Annotated in this window: 17 protein-coding genes, 2 tRNA genes and 1 pseudogene; all 20 read left to right on the forward strand. The window is 63.2% G+C overall.

Annotation, left to right across the window (positions count from 1 at the left end):
• The first annotated feature begins 3 nt into the window (after nt 1-3).
• The 20 genes and pseudogenes from nuoI (at nt 4) to lpxK (ending at nt 22,683) form a co-directional block, all read left to right on the forward strand.
• Nucleotides 4-492 (forward strand): NADH-quinone oxidoreductase subunit NuoI, encoded by a 489-nt coding sequence (gene nuoI / locus ACVOMC_RS07320; protein ID WP_054656945.1) that lies wholly within the window; start codon nt 4-6, stop codon nt 490-492.
• 9 nt (nt 493-501) lie between these two features.
• Entirely contained in the window at nt 502-1,158 is a 657-nt protein-coding gene (locus ACVOMC_RS07325) for an NADH-quinone oxidoreductase subunit J (RefSeq protein WP_481523437.1), read from the forward strand.
• The gene (nuoK, locus tag ACVOMC_RS07330; protein ID WP_054656949.1) at nt 1,155-1,460 is read left to right on the forward strand and encodes an NADH-quinone oxidoreductase subunit NuoK; all 306 of its coding nucleotides are present in this window, start codon (nt 1,155-1,157) and stop codon (nt 1,458-1,460) included. Before ACVOMC_RS07325 ends, nuoK begins: the two co-directional genes overlap by 4 nt.
• A 7-nt stretch (nt 1,461-1,467) precedes the next feature.
• Entirely contained in the window at nt 1,468-3,615 is a 2,148-nt protein-coding gene (nuoL, locus tag ACVOMC_RS07335; RefSeq protein WP_481523438.1) for an NADH-quinone oxidoreductase subunit L, read from the forward strand.
• Between the two features lie 19 nt (nt 3,616-3,634).
• Nucleotides 3,635-5,146: an NADH-quinone oxidoreductase subunit M gene (locus tag ACVOMC_RS07340; RefSeq protein WP_481523439.1), complete on the forward strand. Its 1,512-nt coding sequence runs from the start codon at nt 3,635-3,637 to the stop codon at nt 5,144-5,146.
• A gap of 36 nt (nt 5,147-5,182) precedes the next feature.
• The gene (gene nuoN / locus ACVOMC_RS07345) at nt 5,183-6,643 is read left to right on the forward strand and encodes an NADH-quinone oxidoreductase subunit NuoN (RefSeq protein ID WP_481523440.1); all 1,461 of its coding nucleotides are present in this window, start codon (nt 5,183-5,185) and stop codon (nt 6,641-6,643) included.
• Nucleotides 6,644-6,765: 122 nt separating this feature from the next.
• Nucleotides 6,766-6,842 (forward strand) — tRNA-Met (locus ACVOMC_RS07350).
• Between the two features lie 81 nt (nt 6,843-6,923).
• Nucleotides 6,924-7,000, forward strand: a tRNA-Met gene (locus tag ACVOMC_RS07355).
• A 199-nt stretch (nt 7,001-7,199) separates the two neighbouring features.
• Nucleotides 7,200-7,790: a ribosome maturation factor RimP gene (gene rimP, locus ACVOMC_RS07360; RefSeq protein ID WP_481523441.1), complete on the forward strand. Its 591-nt coding sequence runs from the start codon at nt 7,200-7,202 to the stop codon at nt 7,788-7,790.
• A 4-nt stretch (nt 7,791-7,794) separates the two neighbouring features.
• Nucleotides 7,795-9,306: a transcription termination factor NusA gene (gene nusA, locus ACVOMC_RS07365; protein ID WP_481523442.1), complete on the forward strand. Its 1,512-nt coding sequence runs from the start codon at nt 7,795-7,797 to the stop codon at nt 9,304-9,306.
• A gap of 95 nt (nt 9,307-9,401) precedes the next feature.
• The gene (gene infB, locus ACVOMC_RS07370) at nt 9,402-12,053 is read left to right on the forward strand and encodes a translation initiation factor IF-2 (protein ID WP_481523443.1); all 2,652 of its coding nucleotides are present in this window, start codon (nt 9,402-9,404) and stop codon (nt 12,051-12,053) included.
• A gap of 73 nt (nt 12,054-12,126) precedes the next feature.
• A complete protein-coding gene (gene rbfA / locus ACVOMC_RS07375; RefSeq protein ID WP_481523444.1) occupies nt 12,127-12,504 on the forward strand; it encodes a 30S ribosome-binding factor RbfA in 378 nt (125 codons plus the stop codon).
• A gap of 131 nt (nt 12,505-12,635) precedes the next feature.
• Nucleotides 12,636-13,547 (forward strand): tRNA pseudouridine(55) synthase TruB, encoded by a 912-nt coding sequence (truB, locus tag ACVOMC_RS07380; RefSeq protein WP_481523445.1) that lies wholly within the window; start codon nt 12,636-12,638, stop codon nt 13,545-13,547.
• Between the two features lie 173 nt (nt 13,548-13,720).
• Entirely contained in the window at nt 13,721-13,981 is a 261-nt protein-coding gene (gene rpsO, locus ACVOMC_RS07385) for a 30S ribosomal protein S15 (protein WP_054656964.1), read from the forward strand.
• Nucleotides 13,982-14,129: 148 nt separating this feature from the next.
• A complete protein-coding gene (gene pnp / locus ACVOMC_RS07390) occupies nt 14,130-16,244 on the forward strand; it encodes a polyribonucleotide nucleotidyltransferase (protein ID WP_054656968.1) in 2,115 nt (704 codons plus the stop codon).
• Between the two features lie 159 nt (nt 16,245-16,403).
• A pseudogene (locus tag ACVOMC_RS07395) lies at nt 16,404-18,934 on the forward strand (DNA internalization-related competence protein ComEC/Rec2).
• Nucleotides 18,828-19,493: a MotA/TolQ/ExbB proton channel family protein gene (locus ACVOMC_RS07400; protein WP_054659409.1), complete on the forward strand. Its 666-nt coding sequence runs from the start codon at nt 18,828-18,830 to the stop codon at nt 19,491-19,493. Before ACVOMC_RS07395 ends, ACVOMC_RS07400 begins: the two are co-directional and overlap by 107 nt.
• Before the next feature lie 3 nt (nt 19,494-19,496).
• On the forward strand, nt 19,497-19,919 hold the full coding sequence (locus ACVOMC_RS07405; RefSeq protein ID WP_054659411.1) for an ExbD/TolR family protein: 423 nt from the start codon (nt 19,497-19,499) through the stop codon (nt 19,917-19,919).
• A complete protein-coding gene (gene msbA, locus ACVOMC_RS07410; RefSeq protein WP_481523446.1) occupies nt 19,916-21,661 on the forward strand; it encodes a lipid A export permease/ATP-binding protein MsbA in 1,746 nt (581 codons plus the stop codon). The genes ACVOMC_RS07405 and msbA overlap by 4 nt, the downstream gene beginning before the upstream one ends.
• On the forward strand, nt 21,661-22,683 hold the full coding sequence (gene lpxK, locus ACVOMC_RS07415) for a tetraacyldisaccharide 4'-kinase (protein ID WP_481523447.1): 1,023 nt from the start codon (nt 21,661-21,663) through the stop codon (nt 22,681-22,683). The genes msbA and lpxK overlap by 1 nt, the downstream gene beginning before the upstream one ends.
• Nucleotides 22,684-22,722 lie beyond the last annotated feature (39 nt).

A 22,722-nucleotide genomic window follows, 5' to 3' on the forward strand; every position in this document is an offset into this window, starting at 1 on the left:
TTCATGAATAAGATCACCCACTATTTCAAGAGCCTGCTGCTGCTCGAGCTGATCGGGGGTATGTGGCTGACGTTGAAATACACGTTCAAGCCCAAGTACACCGTGCTGTACCCGATGGAGAAGTTTCCGCAGTCGCCGCGTTTCCGTGGTCTGCATGCACTGCGTCGCTACCCGAACGGGGAAGAGCGCTGCATCGCCTGCAAGCTCTGCGAAGCGGTGTGCCCGGCATTGGCGATCACCATCGATTCGGCCAAGCGCGAAGACGGCACCCGCCGTACCACGCGGTACGAGATCGATCTGTTCAAGTGCATCTTCTGCGGCTTCTGTGAGGAAAGCTGCCCGGTGGATTCGATCGTCGAGACCCACATCCTCGAGTACCACTTCGAGAATCGTGGCGAGAACATCATCACCAAGCCGCAGCTGCTGGCCATTGGCGATCGGCTTGAAGCCGAAATCGCCGAGCGCCGCGCCGCCGACGCTGCCTTCCGCTGAGGTCTTGAGATGGATTGGGTAAATATTTCGTTCTGGTTTTTCTCGATCGTCGCCGGCATATCCGCCGCTTCGGTGATCAGTGTGCGCAACCCGGTGTACGCGGTGTTGTGCCTGATCCTGACGTTCTTCTCGGTGGCCTGCGTGTGGCTGCTGGTGGGAGCCGAGTTCCTGGGCGTCACGCTGGTGCTGGTGTATGTCGGCGCGGTGATGGTGCTGTTCCTGTTCGTGGTGATGATGCTCGACATCGATACTTCCGACTTGCGTGAAGGCTGGGTGCGTTACCTGCCGGTCGGGCTGGTCGTGGCGGTGGTGATGCTGGTGCAGATGTTGATCCTGATCGGTGTAAAGGCCCGTTCTGCGGCGCCCTTCCCGGTGGACAACGCGGCGGCGATCGCGGCCGACACCTCCAATATCACCTGGCTGGCGCGCAGCCTGTTTACCGAATACCTGCTGCCGTTCGAGTTCGCGGCCGTGATCCTGACTGTGGCCGTGGTTGCCGCGGTGATGCTGACCCTGCGTCGCCGCCCGGGTCTGAAGAAGCAGGATCCGACCGAACAGACCATGGTCAAGGCGAAAGATCGTCTGCGCATGGTGAAGATGACGGCCGAAAAGCCGGTCGTGCAGGTTGACGTCAAAAATTCCGGTGGCGAGGAGGCCAAGCCATGATTTCCCTGGGCCATATGCTCGCGCTGGGTGCGGTTATGTTCTGCATCAGCGTTGCCGGCATTTTTCTGAACCGCAAGAACATCATCGTTTTGCTGATGTCGATCGAGTTGATGCTGCTGTCGGTGAACATCAACTTCATCGCGTTCTCGCGCGAGCTGGGCGACACCGCAGGCCAGCTGTTCGTGTTCTTCATCCTGACCGTGGCCGCAGCCGAAGCTGCAATCGGCCTCGCGATCCTGGTGACCTTGTTCCGTACTCGCCACACCATCAACGTGGGCGAAGTTGATTCGCTGAAGGGCTGATCCGAAGATGGAAATCACTCTCTCCAAGAGTCTGTTGATTGCGGTGGTGCTCGCACCGCTGCTAGGCAGCATCGTCGCCGGCCTGTTCGGTCGCCAGGTGGGGCGCAAGGGCGCCCAGTACATCACCATTCTTGGCGTGGCCGTCAGCTGCGCGCTGTCGGCTTACGTGTTCTCGCAGTTGCTGTGGGGTGGGGCACAACCGTTCAACCAGAACGTCTACACGTTCTTCGAAGTCGGCCAGTATTCGGCGCACGTCGGTTTCATGATCGACAAGCTGACCGCGATGATGATGGTGGTGGTGACGTTCGTGTCGCTGCTGGTGCATATCTACTCGATCGGCTACATGGCCGAGGATGACGGCTACCAGCGTTTCTTCAGCTACATTTCGCTGTTCACCTTCTCCATGCTCACCCTGGTGATGAGCAACAACTTCCTGCAGCTGTTCTTCGGCTGGGAAGCGGTGGGTCTGGTGTCGTACCTGTTGATCGGCTTCTACTTCAAGCGGCCGACTGCGATCTTCGCCAACATGAAGGCGTTCCTGGTCAATCGCGTGGGTGACTTCGGTTTCCTGCTGGGTATCGCGGCGATCCTGTGGGTGTTTGGCTCGCTCGACTACGCGACGGTGTTTGCCAATGCCGGCGTGCTGGGTGATCCCAATGCGCTGATGCAGGTCTGGTCGGGTTCGATCAACCTGTTCGGACAACAGATCCAGATTCTCAGCGAGCCGCTGATCTGGTCGGTGGCCACGGTGATCTGCATCTGTCTGTTCATCGGCGCGATGGGCAAGTCCGCGCAGGTGCCGCTGCACGTGTGGCTGCCGGACTCGATGGAAGGCCCGACGCCGATTTCGGCGCTGATCCACGCCGCAACCATGGTGACCGCGGGTATTTTCATGGTCACCCGCATGTCGCCGCTGTTCGAGCTTTCGCAGACCGCGTTGGACTTCATTCTGTTCATCGGCGCCACCACGGCCTTCTTCACCGGCCTGATCGGTATCGTGCAGACCGACATCAAGCGGGTGGTGGCCTATTCGACCCTTTCCCAGCTGGGCTACATGACCGTCGCACTGGGCGTGTCGGCCTATTCTGGCGCGGTGTTCCACCTGATGACCCACGCGTTCTTCAAGGCCCTGCTGTTCCTGGGTGCCGGCTCGGTGATCATGGGGATGCACCATGAGCAGAACATGATGAAGATGGGCGGCCTGCGCAAGTACATGCCGATCACCCACATCACCATGTGGATCGGTACGCTGGCGCTGGTGGGTACCCCGTTCTTCGCCGGGTTTTACTCGAAGGACACCATCATCGAAGCTGCTGCGATGCACGCGCACGCTGCCGATGCCGGCTGGGTAGCCCTGTACGGTTACTGGGCGGTACTGGGCGGCGTGATCGTCACCAGTTTCTACAGCTTCCGTCTGCTGTTCCTGACCTTCTTCGGCAAGGAACGCTTCCGTGATGCACATGACGACCACCACGCTGATCATGGCCATGGCCACGATGACCACCACGGTCATGGTGCGCACGAGCCGCATGAGTCGCCGCTGGTGGTGACCGTGCCGCTGATCCTGCTGGCAATCCCGTCCATCCTCATCGGCTTCTTTACCATTGGCCCGATGCTGTTCGGTACCGGCTGGGATGGTCATGCTGCCGCTGCCGGCATCCCCGGTCAGACCATGTCGTTCTTCACCGGCATCGTCGACTTCTACGATCCGGCGCGTGACACCATTGCTGCGGTAGGCAAGGAGTTCTGGCACGGTTCGGTGGCCTATGCGGTACACGGCATGCAGATGCCGGCGTTCTGGCTGACGGTTGCAGGTTTCGTGCTGGCCTGGGTGTTCTACATCTGGAAGCCGGAACTGGCAGGCAAGGCCCGCAAGACTCTGGCGCCGGCGGTTTCGGTGCTGGAAAACAAGTACGGCTTCGACAAGCTCTGGATCGACGGCTTTGCCGGCGGTGGTGTGCAGCTCGGCAAGGCCGCCCGTGCCGTGGATAGCACGGTCGTTGACGGGGTGGTGGTCAACGGTTCGGCCCGCGTGGTCGAGCTGGCTGCCAACCTGCTGCGCCGCACCCAATCCGGTTTCCTCTACCACTACGCCTTCGCAATGATCATCGGCCTGATTGCCCTGTTGGGCGTCCTGATGCATTTCTGGCGTTGACCTGTACGGAATAGAAGACGTGTCGAACTGGCCTCTACTTAGTATCCTCATCTGGCTGCCGATCATCGGCGGTGCGTTGATCCTCGCCGTGCGCAACGCCCAGGCAGCCCGGTGGGCCTCCTTGGCGGTGGCATTGCTCACCTTCCTGTTCAGTCTCGGTCTGCTCAGCGGCTACGACCGCACCGCGGCCGACGTGATGCAGTTTGTCGAACAGCATCCGTGGATTCCGGCATTCGGTATCGGTTACAACCTCGCCGTTGACGGCATCGCGATCGCGCTGGTGCTGCTGACCACGCTGGTCGGTGTGCTGGCGCTGATCGGCGCCTGGGGCGTGGTCGACAAGCGTGTCAACCAGTACGTGGCGTCCTTCCTGATCCTGGAAGGTGTCACCGTCGGTATATTCGCTGCGACCGACGCGATGCTGTTCTACGTGTTCTTCGAAGCCATGCTGATTCCGATGTTCCTGATCATCGGCGTCTGGGGCGGTCCGCGTCGCATCTACGCGGCGATGAAGTTCTTTCTGTACACCTTCCTCGGCTCGGTGCTGATGCTGGTTGCGCTGATCTACCTGTATCTGAAGGGGGGCAGCTTCCAGTTGGCCGACCTGTATCAGCTGCAGCTTTCGGGCAAGGAACAGACCTGGATCTTCTTCGCGTTCCTGATCGCCTTCGCGGTCAAGGTGCCGATGTTCCCGGTCCACACCTGGCTGCCGGATGCGCACGTGGAGGCGCCGACCGCCGGTTCGGTGATCCTGGCCGCGATCGCGCTGAAGATCGGCGGCTATGGCTTCCTGCGTTTCAATCTGCCGATCGTTCCCGATGCCAGCCACGAGTGGGCCTGGCTGGTGATCGCGCTGTCGCTGGTGGCGGTCATCTACGTCGGTCTGGTGGCCATGGTGCAGGACGACATGAAGAAGCTGATCGCCTATTCGTCGGTCGCTCACATGGGCTTTGTCACACTGGGTACGTTCACCGCGCTCTGGCTGGTGCGGGAAGCCGGCAATGCCGATGCCGCGCGACTTGGCTTGCAGGGTGCGATGGTGCAGATGGTCTCGCACGGGTTCGTGTCCGGCGCCATGTTCTCCTGCGTGGGCGTGCTGTATGACCGCATGCACAGTCGCCGCATCGCCGATTACGGCGGCGTGGTCAACGTGATGCCATGGTTTGCCGCGTTCTCGCTGCTGTTCTTCATGGCCAACTCGGGCCTGCCGGGTACCAGCGGTTTCGTCGGTGAATTCATGATCGTGCTGGCGGCGTTCCAGTGGAATCCGCTGGCTGCGTTTGGCGCCGCGACCACGCTGATCATCAGCGCGGCCTATTCGCTGTGGCTCTACAAGCGCGTGTTCTTCGGCGAAGTGGGTAATGCCCATGTGGCAGAGCTGAAGGACATCAATGGTCGCGAATGGCTGGTGTTGGGTGTATTTGCCGTCGGTACGCTGGTGCTGGGTTTCTACCCGATACCGCTGACCGACCTGATGGAGCCGTCCATCGCCAAGCTGGCGATGCAGATCGCTTCGAGCAAGCTGCTGTAAGCGGCCCGTCGAGAGTATTGATTCCAGGATTTGATGATGACCACGCCGACGTCCCTGCCGTTGACCACCGCTGACCTCCTGCCGTTGCTGCCCGAACTGGCGGTGATTGGCGGCGCTTTCGCCCTGCTGATGATCGACCTGTTTATCAGCAGCAAGCACAAGGTCTGGACCCAATTCCTGTCGGTGGCCGTTCTGGCTGTCGCCTTCGTGCTGCTGCTGTCCGGTGTGGGCGGGCAGGGCGAGGTGTTCCACGGGATGTTCATCCGTGACAATGCCGCCGATGTCATGAAGACCGTTATCGTGCTGGTCAGCGGTCTGAGCCTGGTCTATGGCTGGAGCTACCTGCGCGAGCGCGATCTGTACCAGGGCGAGATCCCGGTGCTGGTGCTGTTCGCCACCGCCGGCATGATGATCCTGGTCTCCGCCGGCAGTCTGCTGATGGTCTATCTCGGTCTGGAGTTGCTGGCGCTGTGCTCCTACGCGCTGGTGGCCAGCAATCGCGACAACAAGCTCGCCGCCGAAGCAGGCATGAAGTACATCGTGCTCGGTTCGCTGGCATCGGGCCTGCTGCTGTACGGCATGTCGTTGATCTACGGCGCGACCGGCTCGCTGCACCTGGATGTGATCCACGGCTCCATCGCGCATTCCGATGAGCGTCTGCTGCTGCTGACCGGCGCGGTGTTCATGGTCGCTGGCGTCGCCTTCAAGCTGGGTGCTGCGCCGTTCCACATGTGGCTGCCTGACGTCTATCAGGGTGCGCCGGCACCGATCGCGCTGTTCATCAGCTCGGCACCGAAACTGGCCGCATTCGGTATGGCGTACCGCCTGCTCGAAGCCGGCGTCGGTCCGCTGTCAACTGAATTGCAGTATGTATTGGCTGGACTGGCCGCTCTGTCGTTGATCGTCGGTAATCTGATGGCCATCGCCCAGGCCAACCTGAAGCGCATGCTGGCCTACTCGACTGTCTCGCATATCGGCTTCCTGCTGATGGGTATTGCCGGCGGTGGCGAGCAGGGCTATTCGGCGGCCATGTTCTATGCGATCGCCTACGCCATCATGTCCACCGCCGCTTTTGGCGCGATCATCGCGCTGTCGCGGGCCGGCTTTGAAGCCGAGAATATCGAGGACTTCAAGGGGTTGAATGCCCGCAGTCCATGGATGGCCGGTCTGGTGCTGTGCATCATGGCGTCGCTGGCTGGCATTCCGCCGTTCCTCGGCTTCTGGACCAAGCTGGCGGTGCTCAGTGCGGCGCTCAATGGCGGCCTGCTGTGGCTGGCCATGGTCGGTGTGATCTGCGCTGTCATCGGCTGCTTCTACTACCTGCGGGTCATCAAGGTGATGTATTTCGATGAGCCTGTCGGTGAGCCGCTGCCGCGCAACAATGACCGCATCCTGGGCATCGTGCTGGGTGTCAATTCGATCCTGTTGCTGTTCCTGCCGCTCGGCCTGGGGCCGATCATGGAGTGGATGCGCAATTCTTTTGCACATTTGTCCTGAAAATAGGTGCAAATCTGCGGGATTCGTGTATTATTCACAGCCTGAGTTGTCGATGCAGCGGTTCAGCCAGAACGACGTTGCGGCAGGTTCCTCTTAGGTGAGGGCAATTCAATCACTTCCGGTGCGGGGTGGAGCAGTCTGGCAGCTCGTCGGGCTCATAACCCGAAGGTCGCAGGTTCAAATCCTGCCCCCGCTACCAACGCCAAGCCGGTTGTTTGTGGCTTGGTTGATGAGAGGCGCTTGCATTCACTGGGGCGATCCTTCATCATTCCGCTTCTGATGCGGGGTGGAGCAGTCTGGCAGCTCGTCGGGCTCATAACCCGAAGGTCGCAGGTTCAAATCCTGCCCCCGCTACCAGCTTCGGTCTTTGCTGCACATTGTGTGGGTAGGGGCATAGGTTGGGCTCGCAGGAACGATTGCTTCCGTTTCTGCAACCGGGACCCGGTCAACGGGTTCATATCGGACAAAGGGCCCAGTTGGGCCCTTTGTTGTTTCCAGAGCGCGGAAATCCCGGCAGGGTGGCAGTCGCGCTCTCATTTACGAATCAAGGCTGGCTGTGAGCGACAAGGCTACTGAAATCGCGAATCTGCTGGGCCCCGCCGTGCAGGCATTGGGGCTCGAGTTGCTTGGTGCCGAGTATTTGCCGGCGCCGGGTGGGGCCACGTTGCGTCTGTATATCGACGTGCCGTTGGCCGAGCAGCCCGAGCGCATGGTGAACATTGACGACTGTGAGCGGGTGAGCCGAGAGGTGTCCGCGCAGCTGGATGTGGAAGATCCGATCAGCGGCAATTACACGCTGGAAGTGTCTTCGCCCGGCGTTGACCGTCCGCTGTTCACCCTGGAGCAGTTTGAACGCGCTATTGGCGAATCCGCCAAGGTCGGGTTGAAGCTGCCACAGGAAAATCGCCGTCGCCTGCAAGGGGAGATCGTTGCGGTCGACCACGCGCAGGGTACGGTGGCGTTCGTCGTTGATGGCAAGCCATTTGTGGCTTCGTTCGACAATATCGACAAGGCGCGCATCATTCCGGACTGGGCTGCATTGGGCCTGGCTCCCACCAAACCGACAGGTCCGGCGCCCAAGCAGGGTGGCAAGGCCAAAAATAAATCCAACAACGAAACGGCGGCGGACAAGCCGCGCGCGGAGTGAGTCGATGAGCAAGGAACTTTTGCTGGTAGTTGACGCAGTCGCCAATGAAAAAGGCGTGCCGCGTGAAGTGATTTTCGATGCGATCGAAGCGGCGCTCGCGTCGGCTGCGAAGAAGCGTTACGTGGATCAGGATGTGCTGACCCGTGTTTCCATCGATCACAAGGATGGCACCTACGAAACCTTCCGTCGTTGGGAAGTGGTCGCCGATGATGTGGTGATGGAGTCGCCGGATCGCCAGATCCGCATGATGGACGCCGTGGAAGAAGCCGATGATGTGGAAATCGGCGATTACATCGAAGAGCAGATTGAAAACCCCGATTTCGGGCGCATTGCCGCGCAGGCCGCCAAGCAGGTGATCGTGCAGCGCGTGCGTGAAGCCGAGCGCCAGCAGGTGGTCGACGCTTGGAAGGATCGCGTGGGCGAGCTGGTGACGGGTGTGGTCAAGCGCGCCGAGCGCGGCAACATCTATGTCGACCTGGGTGGCAACGCCGAGGCCTTTATTCCGAAGGACAAGGGTATTCCGCGCGATGTGCTGCGTGCCGGAGACCGCGTGCGCGGTTACCTGGCCGAAGTGCGCTCGGAGCCCCGTGGTCCGCAGCTGTTCATCAGCCGCGCCGCGCCGGAGTTCATGATCGAGCTGTTCAAGCTGGAAGTGCCGGAGGTCGGTCAGGGTCTGGTTGAGATCAAGGCATGTGCACGTGATCCGGGCGATCGCGCCAAGATCGCGGTGCTCGCCCATGACAGCCGCACCGATCCGATCGGTGCCTGCATCGGCATGCGTGGTTCGCGTGTGCAGGCGGTCTCCAACGAGCTCAATGGCGAGCGTGTTGATATCGTGCTGTGGAACGAAAGTCCTGCCAATTTCGTCATCAACGCGATGGCGCCGGCGGAAGTGCAGTCCATCATCGTCGACGAAGACCGTCACTCGATGGACCTGGCGGTGGCTGAGGACCGTCTGGCCCAGGCTATCGGCAAGGGCGGGCAGAACGTTCGTTTGGCCAGCCGTTTGACCGGTTGGCAGCTGAATGTGATGACGCAGGACCAGGTGACAGCCAAGTCCGAGGCTGAACAGGCTGTGGCCCGCCAGTTGTTCATGGACAAGCTGGAAGTGGACGAGGAAATCGCCGGTATTCTGGTCAGCGAAGGCTTCAATACGGTTGAAGAAATCGCCTATGTGCCGGTGGGTGAGCTGCTGGCAGTGGAAGGCTTTGACGAGGACATCGTCGAAGAGCTGCGAGCCCGCGCCCGTGATGCATTGCTGAACGACGCGCTGGCGATTGAAGAGAGCGCTGAAAGCGGCGTGCCGGCGGCGGACCTGCTGGCATTGGACGGCATGGATGAGGCCACTGCCTACGCGTTGGCCGGTAACGGCGTGCGTACAAGTGAGGATCTGTCGGACCTGGCTGCCGACGAGATTCTGGAATTCGGCATTGAGGGTATGGATCTGGAGCGCGCCGCGGCGCTGGTCCTGGCAGCCCGCGCCGAGGAGATCGCCCGCCTGGAGCGTGGCGAATGAGCCAGCGATGAACAGTGCCCTGATCCGCTCAGGGCGTAGACTCCGCGCTGCCTTCGCTTGTGTCGAGGGGGCGCCAACAAGATCATAGGATCCGAATGTCGCAGCAAACCACCATCCGCAAGCTCGCCGAACTGGTCAATACGCCGGTCGAGAAACTGCTGGAGCAGCTGGCTCAGGCCGGTATGAAGTTCAGCGGTCCCGACCAGATCGTGACCAGTGCCGAGAAAGTGAAGCTGCTTGGCTTCTTGCGCCGTTCACACGGCAAGGAAGAGCAGCCCGCCGAAGAAGCTGAAGCCGCACCGAAGAAGATCACCCTGAATCGCCGCAAGGTGCAGGAAGTGACTGTCAATGCTGGCCGCAGCAAAACCACGGTCAATGTCGAAGTGCGCCAGAAGCGTACCTACGTCAAGCCGGAGGGCGGCAAGACGGCGATGACGCCGGACGAAGAGCGCGCGGACATCCTGCGCAAGCTCGAAGAGTCGCGTCAGCGCAATCTCGACGAACAGCGGATGCTGGCCGAGAAGGATCGCCTGCGCGACGAGGAAATCGCCGCGCGCCAAAAGGCTGCCGAGGAAGCTGAGCGGCAGCGCGAAGAGGCGGCGCGCAAGGCTGCCGAGGATGCGATCAAGGCGGCAGAGGCGCCGCCGGCGCCTGCAGTCCGGCAGCCGATCATTGAAGAGCTGGCCAAGCCGCGCAAAGCCCCGGCAGCGTCGCGCGCCGCTGCGGCAACGCCAGCAGCGCCTGCGCGTGATGATCGCGGTGGTGCGGCAGCCAAGCCCGGCAACAAGTCGCGAGGCTCCGATGGGGACGGTGGCAACCGTTTCGGTGGCCAGCTGCACCTGTCGGCGGCCGATCGTGCCCGTCGCGGCAACAGCAACAACAATTCCCGTGGTCGTCCGGGCGGCCGTGCACCGCAGGGTCGTCGTGGCAACGAGCAGTCCCGCAGCGGTGCTGGCAGCCATGGCTTCGAGCGCCCCACCGCGCCGGTGGTGCGTGAAGTGGCGATCGGCGACACCATCACCGTGGCCGATCTGGCCCAGAAGCTGGCCCTGAAGGGCGGCGAAGTGGTCAAGGCGCTGTTCAAGATGGGCGTCATGGCGACCATCACCCAGAGCATCGATCACGATACCGCCGCGCTGGTGACCGAGGAACTCGGCCATACGGTGGTGCGTGCAAGCAACAACGACGCCGAAGACGCGTTGCTGGCGATCGCCGACACCAACCAGGGTGAGGCAGTGCCGCGTCCGCCGGTGGTCACCATCATGGGTCACGTCGACCATGGCAAGACCTCGCTGCTGGACTACATCCGCCGCACCAAGGTGGCGACCGGTGAAGCCGGTGGCATCACCCAGCATATCGGTGCCTATCATGTGACCACGCCCAAGGGCGTGATCAGCTTCCTCGACACCCCCGGCCATGCCGCGTTCTCGTCGATGCGTGCCCGTGGTGCGCAGCTGACCGACGTGGTGGTGGTGGTGGTGGCGGCCGATGACGGCGTCATGCCGCAGACCAAGGAAGCGATCAAGCACGCTCGCGCGGCCAATGCGCCGATCGTGGTGGCGATCAACAAGATCGACAAGTCCTCGGCCGATCCGATGCGGGTCAAGAACGAGCTGCTCGCCGAGCAGGTCGTGGCCGAAGATTTCGGTGGTGACATCCAGATGGTGGAAATTTCCGCCAAGACCGGCCTTGGTATCGATGACCTGTTGGATGCGATCTCGCTGCAGGCCGAATTGCTCGAACTGAAGGCCGTGGCCGAAGGCCGCGCCAGCGGCGTGGTCATCGAATCGTCGCTGGACAAGGGCCGTGGCCCGGTCGCGACGGTGCTGGTGCAGCAGGGTACGCTGAAGAAGGGCGACTACCTGGTCTGCGGTATCCAGTACGGCCGTGTGCGTGCCCTGTTCGATGAGACCGGCAGTCAGGCGGCTGAAGCCGGCCCGTCGATCCCTGTGCAGGTGCTGGGTCTGTCCGGCGTGCCCGAAGCCGGCGATGACTTCGTGGTCGTGGAAGACGAGCGTCTGGCCAAGGAAGTCGCGCAGACGCGTGAAACCAAGCGCCGCGAGTCGCGCCTGGTCGCCACGGCGGGCAGCCGCATGGAAGACATCATGGCGCAGCTGGGCAAGGGCGAAGGCCAGCAGGTGCTCAACCTGCTGATCAAGGCCGACGTCCAGGGCTCGGTGCAGGCGCTGAGCCAGGCGCTGGTGGCGTTGTCCAACGATGACATCCGTATCAACGTGATCCACTCCGGCGTGGGTGGCATTACCGAGTCGGACGCCAATTCGGCGGCCGCCTCCAAGGCCACCGTGATCGGCTTCAATGTGCGCGCCGACGCTTCGGCCCGTCGCATCATCGAATCGCACGGTGTGGATCTGCGTTACTTCTCGATCATCTATGACGTGATTGACCAGGTGAAGCAGGTGGCCTCGGGTCTGCTGGGTGTGGAGATCCGCGAAGAGATCATCGGTATCGCCGAGGTCCGCGATGTCTTCCGCAGCTCGAAGCTGGGCGCTATCGCCGGTTGTATGGTGGTCGAGGGCGTGGTCAAGCGGAACAAGCCGATCCGCGTGCTGCGTGACAGCGTGGTGGTGTTCGAAGGTGAATTGGAATCGCTGCGCCGCTTCAAGGAAAACGTGGAAGAGGTGCGCAACGGTACCGAGTGCGGTATCGGCGTGAAGGCCTACAACGACGTCAAGCCGGGCGACCAGATCGAGTGCTTCGAGCGTATCGAAGTGCCGCGCACGCTGTAACTGCGACAACGGCCGTTCCGCCATCTGGCGGGCGGCCGGTTTCCCCCGTATCGAATCAGAAGAGCCAAGCAACGTGCCGAAGACTTTCCATCGTACCGACCGTGTTTCCGCGCAGATCCGCCGTGATCTGGGCACTCTGGTGCATGCCGCCGTGCGTGAGCACGGGCTGCCCTCGGTCAGCGTTTCGGACGTGGAGGTCACGCGTGATATGGCTCATGCCAAGGTGTTCGTGACGGCGTTGATGCCGGAGCGCTCGCTGGAGGCGGTCAAGGGGCTGCGGGAGCTGGCTGGCGAGTTGCGTACCGGCCTGGCCCGGGCGATGAAGCTGCGGCATGTGCCAGAGCTGCATTTCCACTACGACGATTCGGTGGATCGCGGCGAGCGAATCGACAATCTTCTGCGTGATCTTCCCGATACGTTGGTGGCGCAGAACAAGTCCGACGAAGAGTGATACCGAGACAGCCCGCGAGGGCTGTTCTGGTATTGGGCTTCCCGCGGGTGTGGGTTGACCGCCTTGCGGTTTGATATTCCCTGTGTCGCGGTGGGCCAGGCCTGCCGCGCAGATACAAGAGTGGGTGTTACATGCGTCCTCGAATCCAATTCCGTCGGCTGGATGGCATCGTCCTGCTCGATAAGCCCGCCGGTATGAGCTCCAATACGGCATTGCAGGTGGCACGGCGGCTGTTCCGGGCGGAGAAAGGCGGCCATACCGGCAGTCTGGATCCTCTGGCGACCGGACTGTTGCCCCTGTGCTTTGGTGAGGCGACCAAAATCGCCGGATTGTTGTTGGGCTCGGCCAAGGCCTATGACGCCGATATCGTGCTGGGCGTGACTACAGATACGGACGATTCCGATGGTGCGGAGCTGCTGCGTCGCCCGGTGCCGGTCATCGCGGAAGCGACGCTGGCGGCGGCGCTGGCATCGCTTACCGGGCATATCCGCCAGCGTGCACCCATCTATTCGGCGCTCAAGCAGGGCGGTGAGCCGCTCTACGCCAAGGCCAGACGTGGTGAAGTCATCGAAGCGCCAGAGCGCGAGGTGCATGTGCAGGCCATCGAGGTGCTGTCGCACGACGGCGCGCGACTGTCACTGCGGGTGACCTGCGGCTCGGGCACCTACATCCGGGCGCTGGCGCGTGATCTGGGCGAGCTGCTCGGATGCGGTGCACATATCACCGGGTTGCGCCGGTTGTGGGTGGAGCCGTTTCTGGCGCCCCGCATGATCGGGCTGGATGAGTTGCGGATAGTGGCCGAGCGGGGCGATGAGGCTGCGCTGATGGACTGGCTGCTGCCCATCGAGGCCGGGTTGAGCCATTTTCCGCGCGTCGAGATCGAGGCTGAACAGGCGCGGCGCTTCCGGATGGGGCAGCGTCAGCGCAATGCCGGCTGGCCCGAAGGACTGGTTGCGGTGTTCGAGCAAAATGCGGGCGCCGTCGGCCTGGGGCAGGTGACAGACGGTGGACTTCTGTCGCCTCAGCGCCTGTTCAACCTCTGAGCGCATCCCTGCACTCCGGCCCTGCGCCTTGTGACGGGGGGCCGGGATCGTTACAATTTCGCGGTCCCCTTGTGGGGCACCGTCTGCCGTCGGCAGGCGGCATTCCTGAAACGGCGAGCTGGGCGGTGCGTCATTGGACGTTCCTGCCGGCCACGCATCAATGAGAAAAAACAATGTCGATCGACACCCAGAAGGTTATTGAAGAAAACAAGCGCGGCGCTGCCGACACCGGTTCGCCGGAAGTCCAGGTCGCCCTGCTGACCGCCCGCATCGAGCTGCTGACCGGTCACTTCAAGACCCACAAGAAGGATCACCACAGCCGTCGCGGCCTGCTGCAGATGGTCAATCGCCGCCGCAGCCTGCTCGACTACCTGAAGAAGAAGGATGTCGAACGTTACAAGGCTCTGATCGAAAAGCTCGGTCTGCGCCGCTAAGAGATTTCCGGCCGCGGCGCAGCGATGCGCCGCGGTTTTGCTTTTAGAGTTTCAACCGCAGTAGATAGGCCGGAACCGCCCGGCAAACCATGGCTGGCAAGGGTCGGCAATGGTCCATCTGAAGAATGCATCATCCAAGGACACCCCCGTGGCAAAAATCACCAAAACCTTCCAGTACGGCAAGCACACCGTCACGCTTGAAACCGGCGAAATCGCCCGTCAGGCCGGCGGCGCCGTCATCGTCAAGATGGACGACACCGTGCTGCTGGTCACTGCCGTGGCCGCCAAAAGCGCACGTGAAGGCCAGGACTTCTTCCCGCTGACCGTCGATTACCAGGAAAAGTTCTACGCCGGCGGCCGTATCCCCGGGGGGTTCTTCAAGCGTGAAGGCCGTGCGACCGAGAAGGAGACGCTGATCTCGCGTCTGATCGATCGCCCGATCCGTCCGCTGTTCCCGGAAGACTACCGGAACGAAGTGCAGATCATCGCCACGGTGATGTCGCTGAACCCGGAAGTGGACGGTGATATCGCTGCGCTGATCGGCGCCTCGGCCGCCCTGTCGCTGGCCGGTACGCCGTTCAAGGGCCCGATCGGTGCCGCCAAGGTGGGTTACAAGGATGGCGAATACATCCTCAATCCGACCGTTTCGGAGCTGAAGGAATCGCAGCTGGAGCTGGTCGTCGCCGGTACCGCCAACGCCGTGCTGATGGTGGAATCCGAAGCCGCGCTGCTGTCTGAAGACGTGATGCTGGGCGCCGTGACCTTCGGTCATCGCGAGATGCAGAAGGTCATCAACGCGATCAACGAGCTGACCGTTGAAGCCGGCACCAAGCCGAGCGACTGGGTCGCTCCGGCCAAGAACACCGCGCTGATCAGCGCGCTGCAGGAAGCTGTCGGCACCAAGCTGGCGGAAGCGTTCCAGGTGCGTGACAAGCTGCAGCGCCGCGACGCCATCGCCGCCATCAAGAAGGATGTGACCGAAGCCCTGGCTGGCCGCGTCGCCGCGGAAGGCTGGAGCCTGGCCGAGCTGTCGAAGGAATTCGGCGAGCTGGAATACAGCACCATGCGCAACTCGGTGCTGGACACCAAGGTCCGCATCGATGGCCGTGCGCTGGACACCGTCCGCCCGATCGCCGTGAAGACCAGCGTGCTGCCGCGCACCCACGGCTCGGCGCTGTTCACCCGCGGCGAAACCCAGGCCATCGTGACCATCACGCTGGGCACAGCACGCGACGGCCAGATCATTGACGCCGTTGCCGGTGAGTACAAGGAAAACTTCCTGTTCCATTACAACTTCCCGCCCTACTCGGTCGGTGAGTGCGGTCGTTTCGGTGCGCCGAAGCGTCGTGAAATCGGCCACGGCCGTCTGGCCAAGCGCGGTGTGCTGGCTGTGATGCCGTCGCTGGAAGCCTTCCCGTACACCATCCGCGTGGTGTCGGAAATCACCGAATCCAACGGCTCCTCGTCGATGGCATCGGTCTGCGGTTCCTCGCTGGCCCTGATGGACGCCGGCGTGCCGGTCAAGTCGCCGGTGGCCGGTATCGCCATGGGTCTGGTCAAGGAAGGCGAGCGTTTCGTCGTGCTGTCCGACATCCTGGGTGATGAAGATCACCTGGGCGACATGGACTTCAAGGTTGCCGGTACCGCCGAGGGCATCTCCGCCCTGCAGATGGATATCAAGATCGAAGGCATCACCGAAGAGATCATGAAGCAGGCCCTGCAGCAGGCCAAGGCTGGCCGTCTGCACATCCTGGGCGAAATGGCCCATGGCCTGACCACCCCGCGTGCCGAGCTGTCGGACTACGCGCCGCGTCTGCTGACCATCAAGATCCACCCGGACAAGATCCGCGAAGTGATCGGCAAGGGTGGTTCCACCATCCAGGCCATCACCAAGGAAACCGGCACCCAGATCGACATCCAGGACGATGGCACCATCACCATCGCTTCGGTGAACAACGCCGCTGCCCAGGCCGCCAAGGCCCGCATCGAGCAGATCACCTCGGACGTCGAGCCGGGCCGCATCTACGAAGGCAAGGTCGCAAAGATCATGGACTTCGGTGCGTTCGTCACCATCCTGCCGGGCAAGGACGGTCTGGTCCACGTGTCGCAGATCTCCAGCGACCGCGTCGAGAAGGTTGGCGACGTGCTGAAGGAAGGCGATGTGGTCAAGGTCAAGGTGCTGGAAGTCGACAAGCAGGGCCGTATCCGCCTGTCGATGAAGGCCGTGGAAGAGGGTGAAGGCGAAACCGCCTCGGCCGAATAAGCCGCAGCGCGATTGCTGATCCAGGAAAAGCGGGCTTCGGCCCGCTTTTCTTTTGCCTGCGGCTTCGCGTTTTCCCTACGGTCACGACTCCGTTTGCCTGATATCGGGCTGGCGTTGTGGGCCTCAGCATCCGTCTGGTCATAGCGGGGGATGCTGCTGATGAAGTCCGAACCGGTATCGCTGAAATCCCGGGCGCGCTCTGTCCTGGCAAGTGGCGATGCACCCGCGCCGTTTGGCAAGTCGGTGGCGGTGCTGTTCGTCACCGGCATCTGCGCGGCACTGTGGGCGCCGGCATTGCCGCCGTTTTCCTTGCGGGTGCTGCTGCTGACCAGCGGGCTGGCAAGCTGGCTGCTGGGAGGAAGGTTGCGATGGATCGGGGCCTTGCTTGCGGGTGCCGGCTGGGCCGCGTTGCACGCCGGGTGGGCGTTGACAGGACAATTGCCCGCCGCGCGGGAAGGACAGGTAGCGCAGCTGGTGGGGACCGTCGAGGGGCTGCCCGATGTCGAGGCGCGGCGCACCCGCTTTCTATTGCGTGTGGATGGCGACCCGGGGCAGCCGGTGCCGCTGCGTGGTCGCTTGCTGCAGCTGGCCTGGTATGACGATTTCGACGCCACGGCGGTCGGCCCGCGGCGTGAGCTGCATGCCGGCTCCCGCTGGCGCTTTTCCGCGAAACTCCGGGCGCCGCGCGGGCTGCAGAATCCGGGCGGTTTCGATGCCGAGCGGCATGCACTGGCGCAGCGGATCGCCGCGACCGGAATAGTCGGTGAAGCGGGTGGGCAGGCCCTGGGCGTGCCCCGTGGCCTGGATGCATGGCGCGAGCGTATGGCGCAGCGGATCGACGTCGCCGTCAGTTCGCGTTCTTCGCGCTATGTGCGGGCATTGGCATTGGGGGATACGCGGGGGCTGGATGAGGCGGACTGGCAGGTGTTGCGTGCGACCGGGTTGACCCATCTGATCGCGATCTCCGGTTTCCACGTGGGCATGGTGGCGGGATGCGTGGCCTGGCTGACATGCCTGCTCTGGTGGTGCATGCCGGGGCTGGCGCGGCATATCCCCCGGCCGCAGGCCGCGGCCCTGGCGGCGTTGGGCGGCGCGTTCGGCTATGCGGCGATCGCCGGTTTCTCGCTGCCGACTGTACGCACCGTGCTGATGATTGCCGTGGTGGTCGCAGCGCGTCTATGGCGCCGCCCGGCCGGCCTGGGCAGCTGTCTTGCGCTGGCGGCCCTTGCCGTTTCCCTGTGGGATCCGCTGTCGATCCTGGCGGCCGGGTTCTGGCTGAGTTTTGCAGGCGTGGCGTGGCTGATCTGGTGTCTGCCGGAGCGAACGCACTGGTTCCGTGGATTCTTGTCGGCGCAATGGGTGGCGACGGTCGGCCTGCTGCCGTTGACGGTGATGCTGTTCGGGCAGGCATCGGTGATCGGGCCGATGGCCAATCTGCTGGCGATTCCCTGGTGGACGCTGGTGGTGGTGCCGCTGGCGCTGCTGGGAACCGCAGTGGAAGCCGTGCTGCCCGGCGTCGGCGGATGGCTGTGGCGGGCTTCCGGTGCATGCTTTGATATGAGTTGGCCATTGTTCGGCTGGCTTGCCAAAAGCCGGTTCGCGCTGTGGTGGCTGCCGGAGAGCGGATGGGGGGCGCTGCTGCTGGCGGTGGCGGGAGCGCTGTGGATGCTGCTTCCGAGGGGTGTGCCGGGGAAGTGGATGGCGTGTGTGCTGTGGCTGCCGCTGCTTTGGCCTTCCCGTGGACTGCCGGCTGCCGGCGAGGTCCAGCTGCAGGTACTGGACGTGGGGCAGGGGCTGTCGGTGCTGGTGCGGACCGCCACGCATCAGCTGCTGTACGACGCCGGGCCGGCTGTCCGGGATGGGTTCGATGCCGGGGAGCGGGTTGTGGTGCCCGCGCTGCGCGCGCAGGGGATCGGGCATCTGGATGCCATCGTGATCAGCCATGGCGATGCCGATCATGCCGGGGGTGCCGACGCGGTTCGCGCCGGAGTGCCGGCGGCACGCTGGCAGGCGCCGCCGGGCCTGAGCCTGGCGGCGGCCACTCCCTGCGTGGCCGGGCAGCGCTGGCGGTGGGATGGCGTGGAATTCCAGTTCCTGCATCCCACACCGGGGTTTCCCTATCTGGGGAACGAGTCCAGCTGTGTGCTGCGTGTGGCATCACCCCATGGCACGGTACTGCTGACCGGGGATATCGGCGAGGTGATCGAGCAGGGGCTGGTGAAGCGCAGCCGGGCGCTGCTGAAGGCCGATGTCGTGGTGGCCCCGCACCATGGCAGTGGCGGATCCTCGCGCCCGGATTTTGTCGCCGCCATCCGGCCCCGGCTGGTGGTGGTCTCTACCGGGCATGGCAACCGCTTTGGCCATCCGCGCGCGGACGTTGTCCGGCGCTGGCAGCACGCGGGGGCCGAAGTGCTGAATACCGCAACCAGTGGCGCGGTCAGCGTCTGGCTGGGTGGTCAGGATCTGCAGGTGCGTGAACGCCGGATCTGGCGCTCGCATGTATGGGATGCAGCGGAGCGGGCCCGGGCGGCTGCTATCCTATCGCCGATCGAACAGATGGCCGCAGTGCCAGAGGGTTGAAACGTGTGGGAACTGGTCAAGGCGGGCGGCTGGCCGATGGTGCCGCTGCTGTTGTTGGGCGTACTGGCTTTGGCGATTGTCCTGGAGCGTTTCTGGACACTGCGGCGTAACGAAGTGCTGCCGCCGGGGTTGGGGCAGGAAGTCCGCAACTGGGCCGCACGGGGCAAGCTCGATGCCTCGCATATCGAATCCCTGCGTGCCAATTCTCCCCTGGGGGCGTTGCTGGCGGCGGCATTGGAAGCGCGCAACCGGCCGCGCGACCAGATCCGCGAGCGAATCGAAGACACCGGTCGCCATCTGGTTCACCGCATGGGCCGTTTCCTCAATGCGCTGGGCACCATCGCTTCGGCGGGCCCGTTGCTGGGCTTGCTGGGTACCGTGGTCGGCATGATCCAGATGTTCCTGGGGATACTGGACCATGGTGTGGGCGATGTGAATCAGCTGGCTGGCGGTATCGGCAAGGCGCTGGTGTGCACGGCCACGGGCATGATGGTGGCGATTCCGGCGTTGATGTTCCATCGCTATTTCCGCGGGGTCATCGACGGCTATGTGATCGAAATGGAGCAGGAAGCCGGTGCCCTGCTGGATTCGCTCGATGGCCGTCCGGCGGTGCTGGCGGCCAACAAGGCCACCGGTGTCCAGCGTCCGGCTGCGATGGAAAAGGCCTGAGCCGTGCGTATCCGTGACAACCGCTTGCAGGATGAGCCGCAGATCGATCTGGTTCCGCTGATCGATGTGATTCTGGTGCTGATCATCTTCTTCGTGGTCACCACCACGTTCGATGCGCGCTCCACCTTGCAGCTGCAGTTGCCTACTGCCAGCGACCAGAACAACCCCGAGCCGCCCCGCTCGCTGAGCGTGCTGGTCAATGCCGATGGCCGTTATTTCATCAATGACCAGGAAGTGCTGCGCACCGACATCGAGTCGTTGAAGCAGACCATCGGTCAACTGGCCGGTGCTGATCGCGAGCAGACGGTGCTGCTGCGCGCCGACGCCCGCACACCTTATCAAGCCGTGGTCACCGCGCAGGACGCACTGGGCCAGTTGGGCTTCCGCCGCATCGCCATCGCCACTGCACCGGAAGCCAGGCAATGAGCGTACTGGCCAGCCCATGGCAGACCTACAAGCGCCTGCTCGGCTTTGCCAGGCCCTACCGGGTGCTGCTGCTCATGGCCTTGGCGGGCATGCTGATCGAAGCGGCCGCCGGCATGGGCTTTCTGGCGTTGATGAGCCCGATCACCGACAACCTGGTGAATCCGGAGGACATCAATCCATGGATGCCCTTGGCGATCATCGGCCTGTTTCTGCTGCGGGGTGTGGCCGGTTACCTGACCGACATCGGCATGGGCAAGGCCGCGCGCAGCATTGCGCGGGACCTGCGGGTGCGGGTGCTGGGCAAGTATCTGCGGCTTCCCGGCCAGCGCTTTGATGCCGAGCCGGTTCCATCGATGCTGGTGCGATTGGGCTCGGACAGTGACCAGGTCGCGCAGGCCGCCATTGATGCGATGAAGGTGGTATTGCAGCAGTCGCTGCAGGCACTGGGTTCGCTGGCGATGATGTTCTATTACAGCTGGCAGGTGACGCTGGCCATCTTCGTGCTGGCCCCGCCGCTGGCATGGGTGATGAACAAGGTGGCCAAGCGCTACCGCCGTATCAGCCACCGGATCCAGGAAAGCAGTGCCGAACTGTTGCAGGCGGCCGACCAGACCTTGTCCAGTCAGCAGGAAGTGAAGATCTACGGTGCCCAGCCCCGTGAGATGGCGCGTTATTCCGGCCTTGCCAACACCAATCTGCGACTGGCGATGAAGGTGGAGGCGACGCGCAGTATTTCTTCGGGAATGGTGCAGCTGATCGGTGCCATCGGTCTGGCCGCGCTGCTGTTTATCGCCGGTCACGAAGCCGCGGCAGGGCGGCTGACCGTGGGAGATTTTGTCGCCTTGATGATGGCGATGCTGACCATCATTCCAGCGCTCAAGCAGTTGACCAATGTGCAGAACATGACCCAGCGTGGCATTGCTTCCGCACAGCGTCTTTTCACGGTGCTGGATGCGGCCGACGAGACGGACACCGGGAGCGTGCCTTTGACGCGTGCACGGGGAGAGCTGGAATTCCGGCATGTCAGCGCCCGTTACGAAGGCCAGACCAAGCCCGCCCTGGAAGACATAAGCTTCATCGCCAAGCCCGGTACGGTGACGGCCATCGTCGGCCGTTCCGGCAGCGGCAAGTCGACGTTGATCAAGTTGATTCCACGTTTCTACGAGATCGAAAGTGGGCAGATCCTGCTCGACGGGCATCCGCTGCAGGACTACAGGTTGGCCGACCTGCGTCGTCAGGTCGCACTGGTCGGACAGCATGTGACGCTGTTCAACGGCAGTGTCGCCGAGAATGTGGCGTATGGCGAGCTGGCCTCCAGCAGTGATGAACAGCTGGAACGGGCCATTGCCGGTGCCAATGCGCGGGAGTTCGTCGAACAGATGCCGATGGGTGTGGATGAGCAGGTTGGGGCCAAGGGCGGCAAGCTTTCCGGCGGCCAGCGCCAGCGTCTGGCCATCGCCCGCGCGATGCTCAAGGACGCGCCGATCCTGATCCTGGATGAAGCCACCGCCGCGCTGGACAACGAGTCCGAGCGTCTGGTGCAGGATGCGCTGCAGAAACTGATGCCTGATCGCACCACGCTGGTCATCGCGCATCGCCTTTCGACCATCGAACACGCCGACCAGGTGCTGGTGATGGACCAGGGGCGCATTGTGGAGCGCGGCACCCATGCCGAACTGATGGCGCACGGCGGCCTGTATGAGCACCTGCACCGTATGCAGTTCCGGGAGAGCCAGGGCTGATGGCACGGCAAGGTCCACAGACACCGGCGTACTGGTACGACGGTGGCCAGGTGCCGGCGGTCGCGAAAGTGCTGGCGCCGCTGTATGGCGCCGTTTCCGGCCTGCGTCGCTGGTTGTATCGCCGGGGGGTTCTGCGCAGCCGGCAGGTGCCGGTACCGGTGATCGTGGTGGGGAACATCACCGCCGGCGGTACGGGCAAGACGCCATTGACCATCGAACTGGTCACGCGCCTGCGCGAAGCCGGCTGGAAACCGGGTGTCGCCAGTCGCGGCTATGGCCGTGACGAGGCCGATACGGCGCGATGGGTCACCCCGGAGATGCAGCCGGGCCTGGCTGGCGATGAGCCCCTGCTCATCGCATGGAAAACCGGGGTGCCGGTACGCGTGGACAAGGATCGCGTCGCCGCCGCCAAGGCTCTGCTGGGCGCCGGGTGCGACGTGGTCGTCTGCGATGACGGATTGCAGCATTATCGTCTGGCGCGCGATATCGAGATCGAAGTGGTTGATGCGCAGCGTCGTTACGGCAACGGCCGCCTGTTGCCGGCCGGTCCATTGCGTGAGCCTGTGGCACGCGCCGCTGCCTGCGATTTCCGCGTGGTCAATCTGGGGCAGGCCAGCGATTCGGCAGGTGGTGCGCCGGCATCGGGCTTTGGCGAATGGGCCATGCGTCTTCGAATCGATTCGGCGCGGCCACTCAAGGGCGGGCGTGTGCGCAGCTTGCACAGTTTTGCTGGACAGCGCGTGCATGCCGTGGCGGGAATCGCGCATCCACAGCGCTTCTTCCAGATGCTGCGCGCCTGGGGCATCGGCGTGGTGCCGCATGCGTTCGCCGACCATCACCGCTATCGGCCCGAAGACCTTTCATTCGGCAGCGAGTTGCCGGTACTGATGACCGAGAAAGACGCGGTGAAGTGCCAGGCGTTCGCCAATGACTGGCATTTTGTAGTGCCGTTGCAGGCCGAGCTGCCTGCCGCCTTCTGGGTGGCCTTGCTGGACCGGCTGGTCAAGCTGGCGCGTGGTTGAAAGACTGGATCATTTGACGCCTTCCACTTCCCGGATCCG

The organism is Stenotrophomonas sp. STEN014, assembly GCF_056760315.1.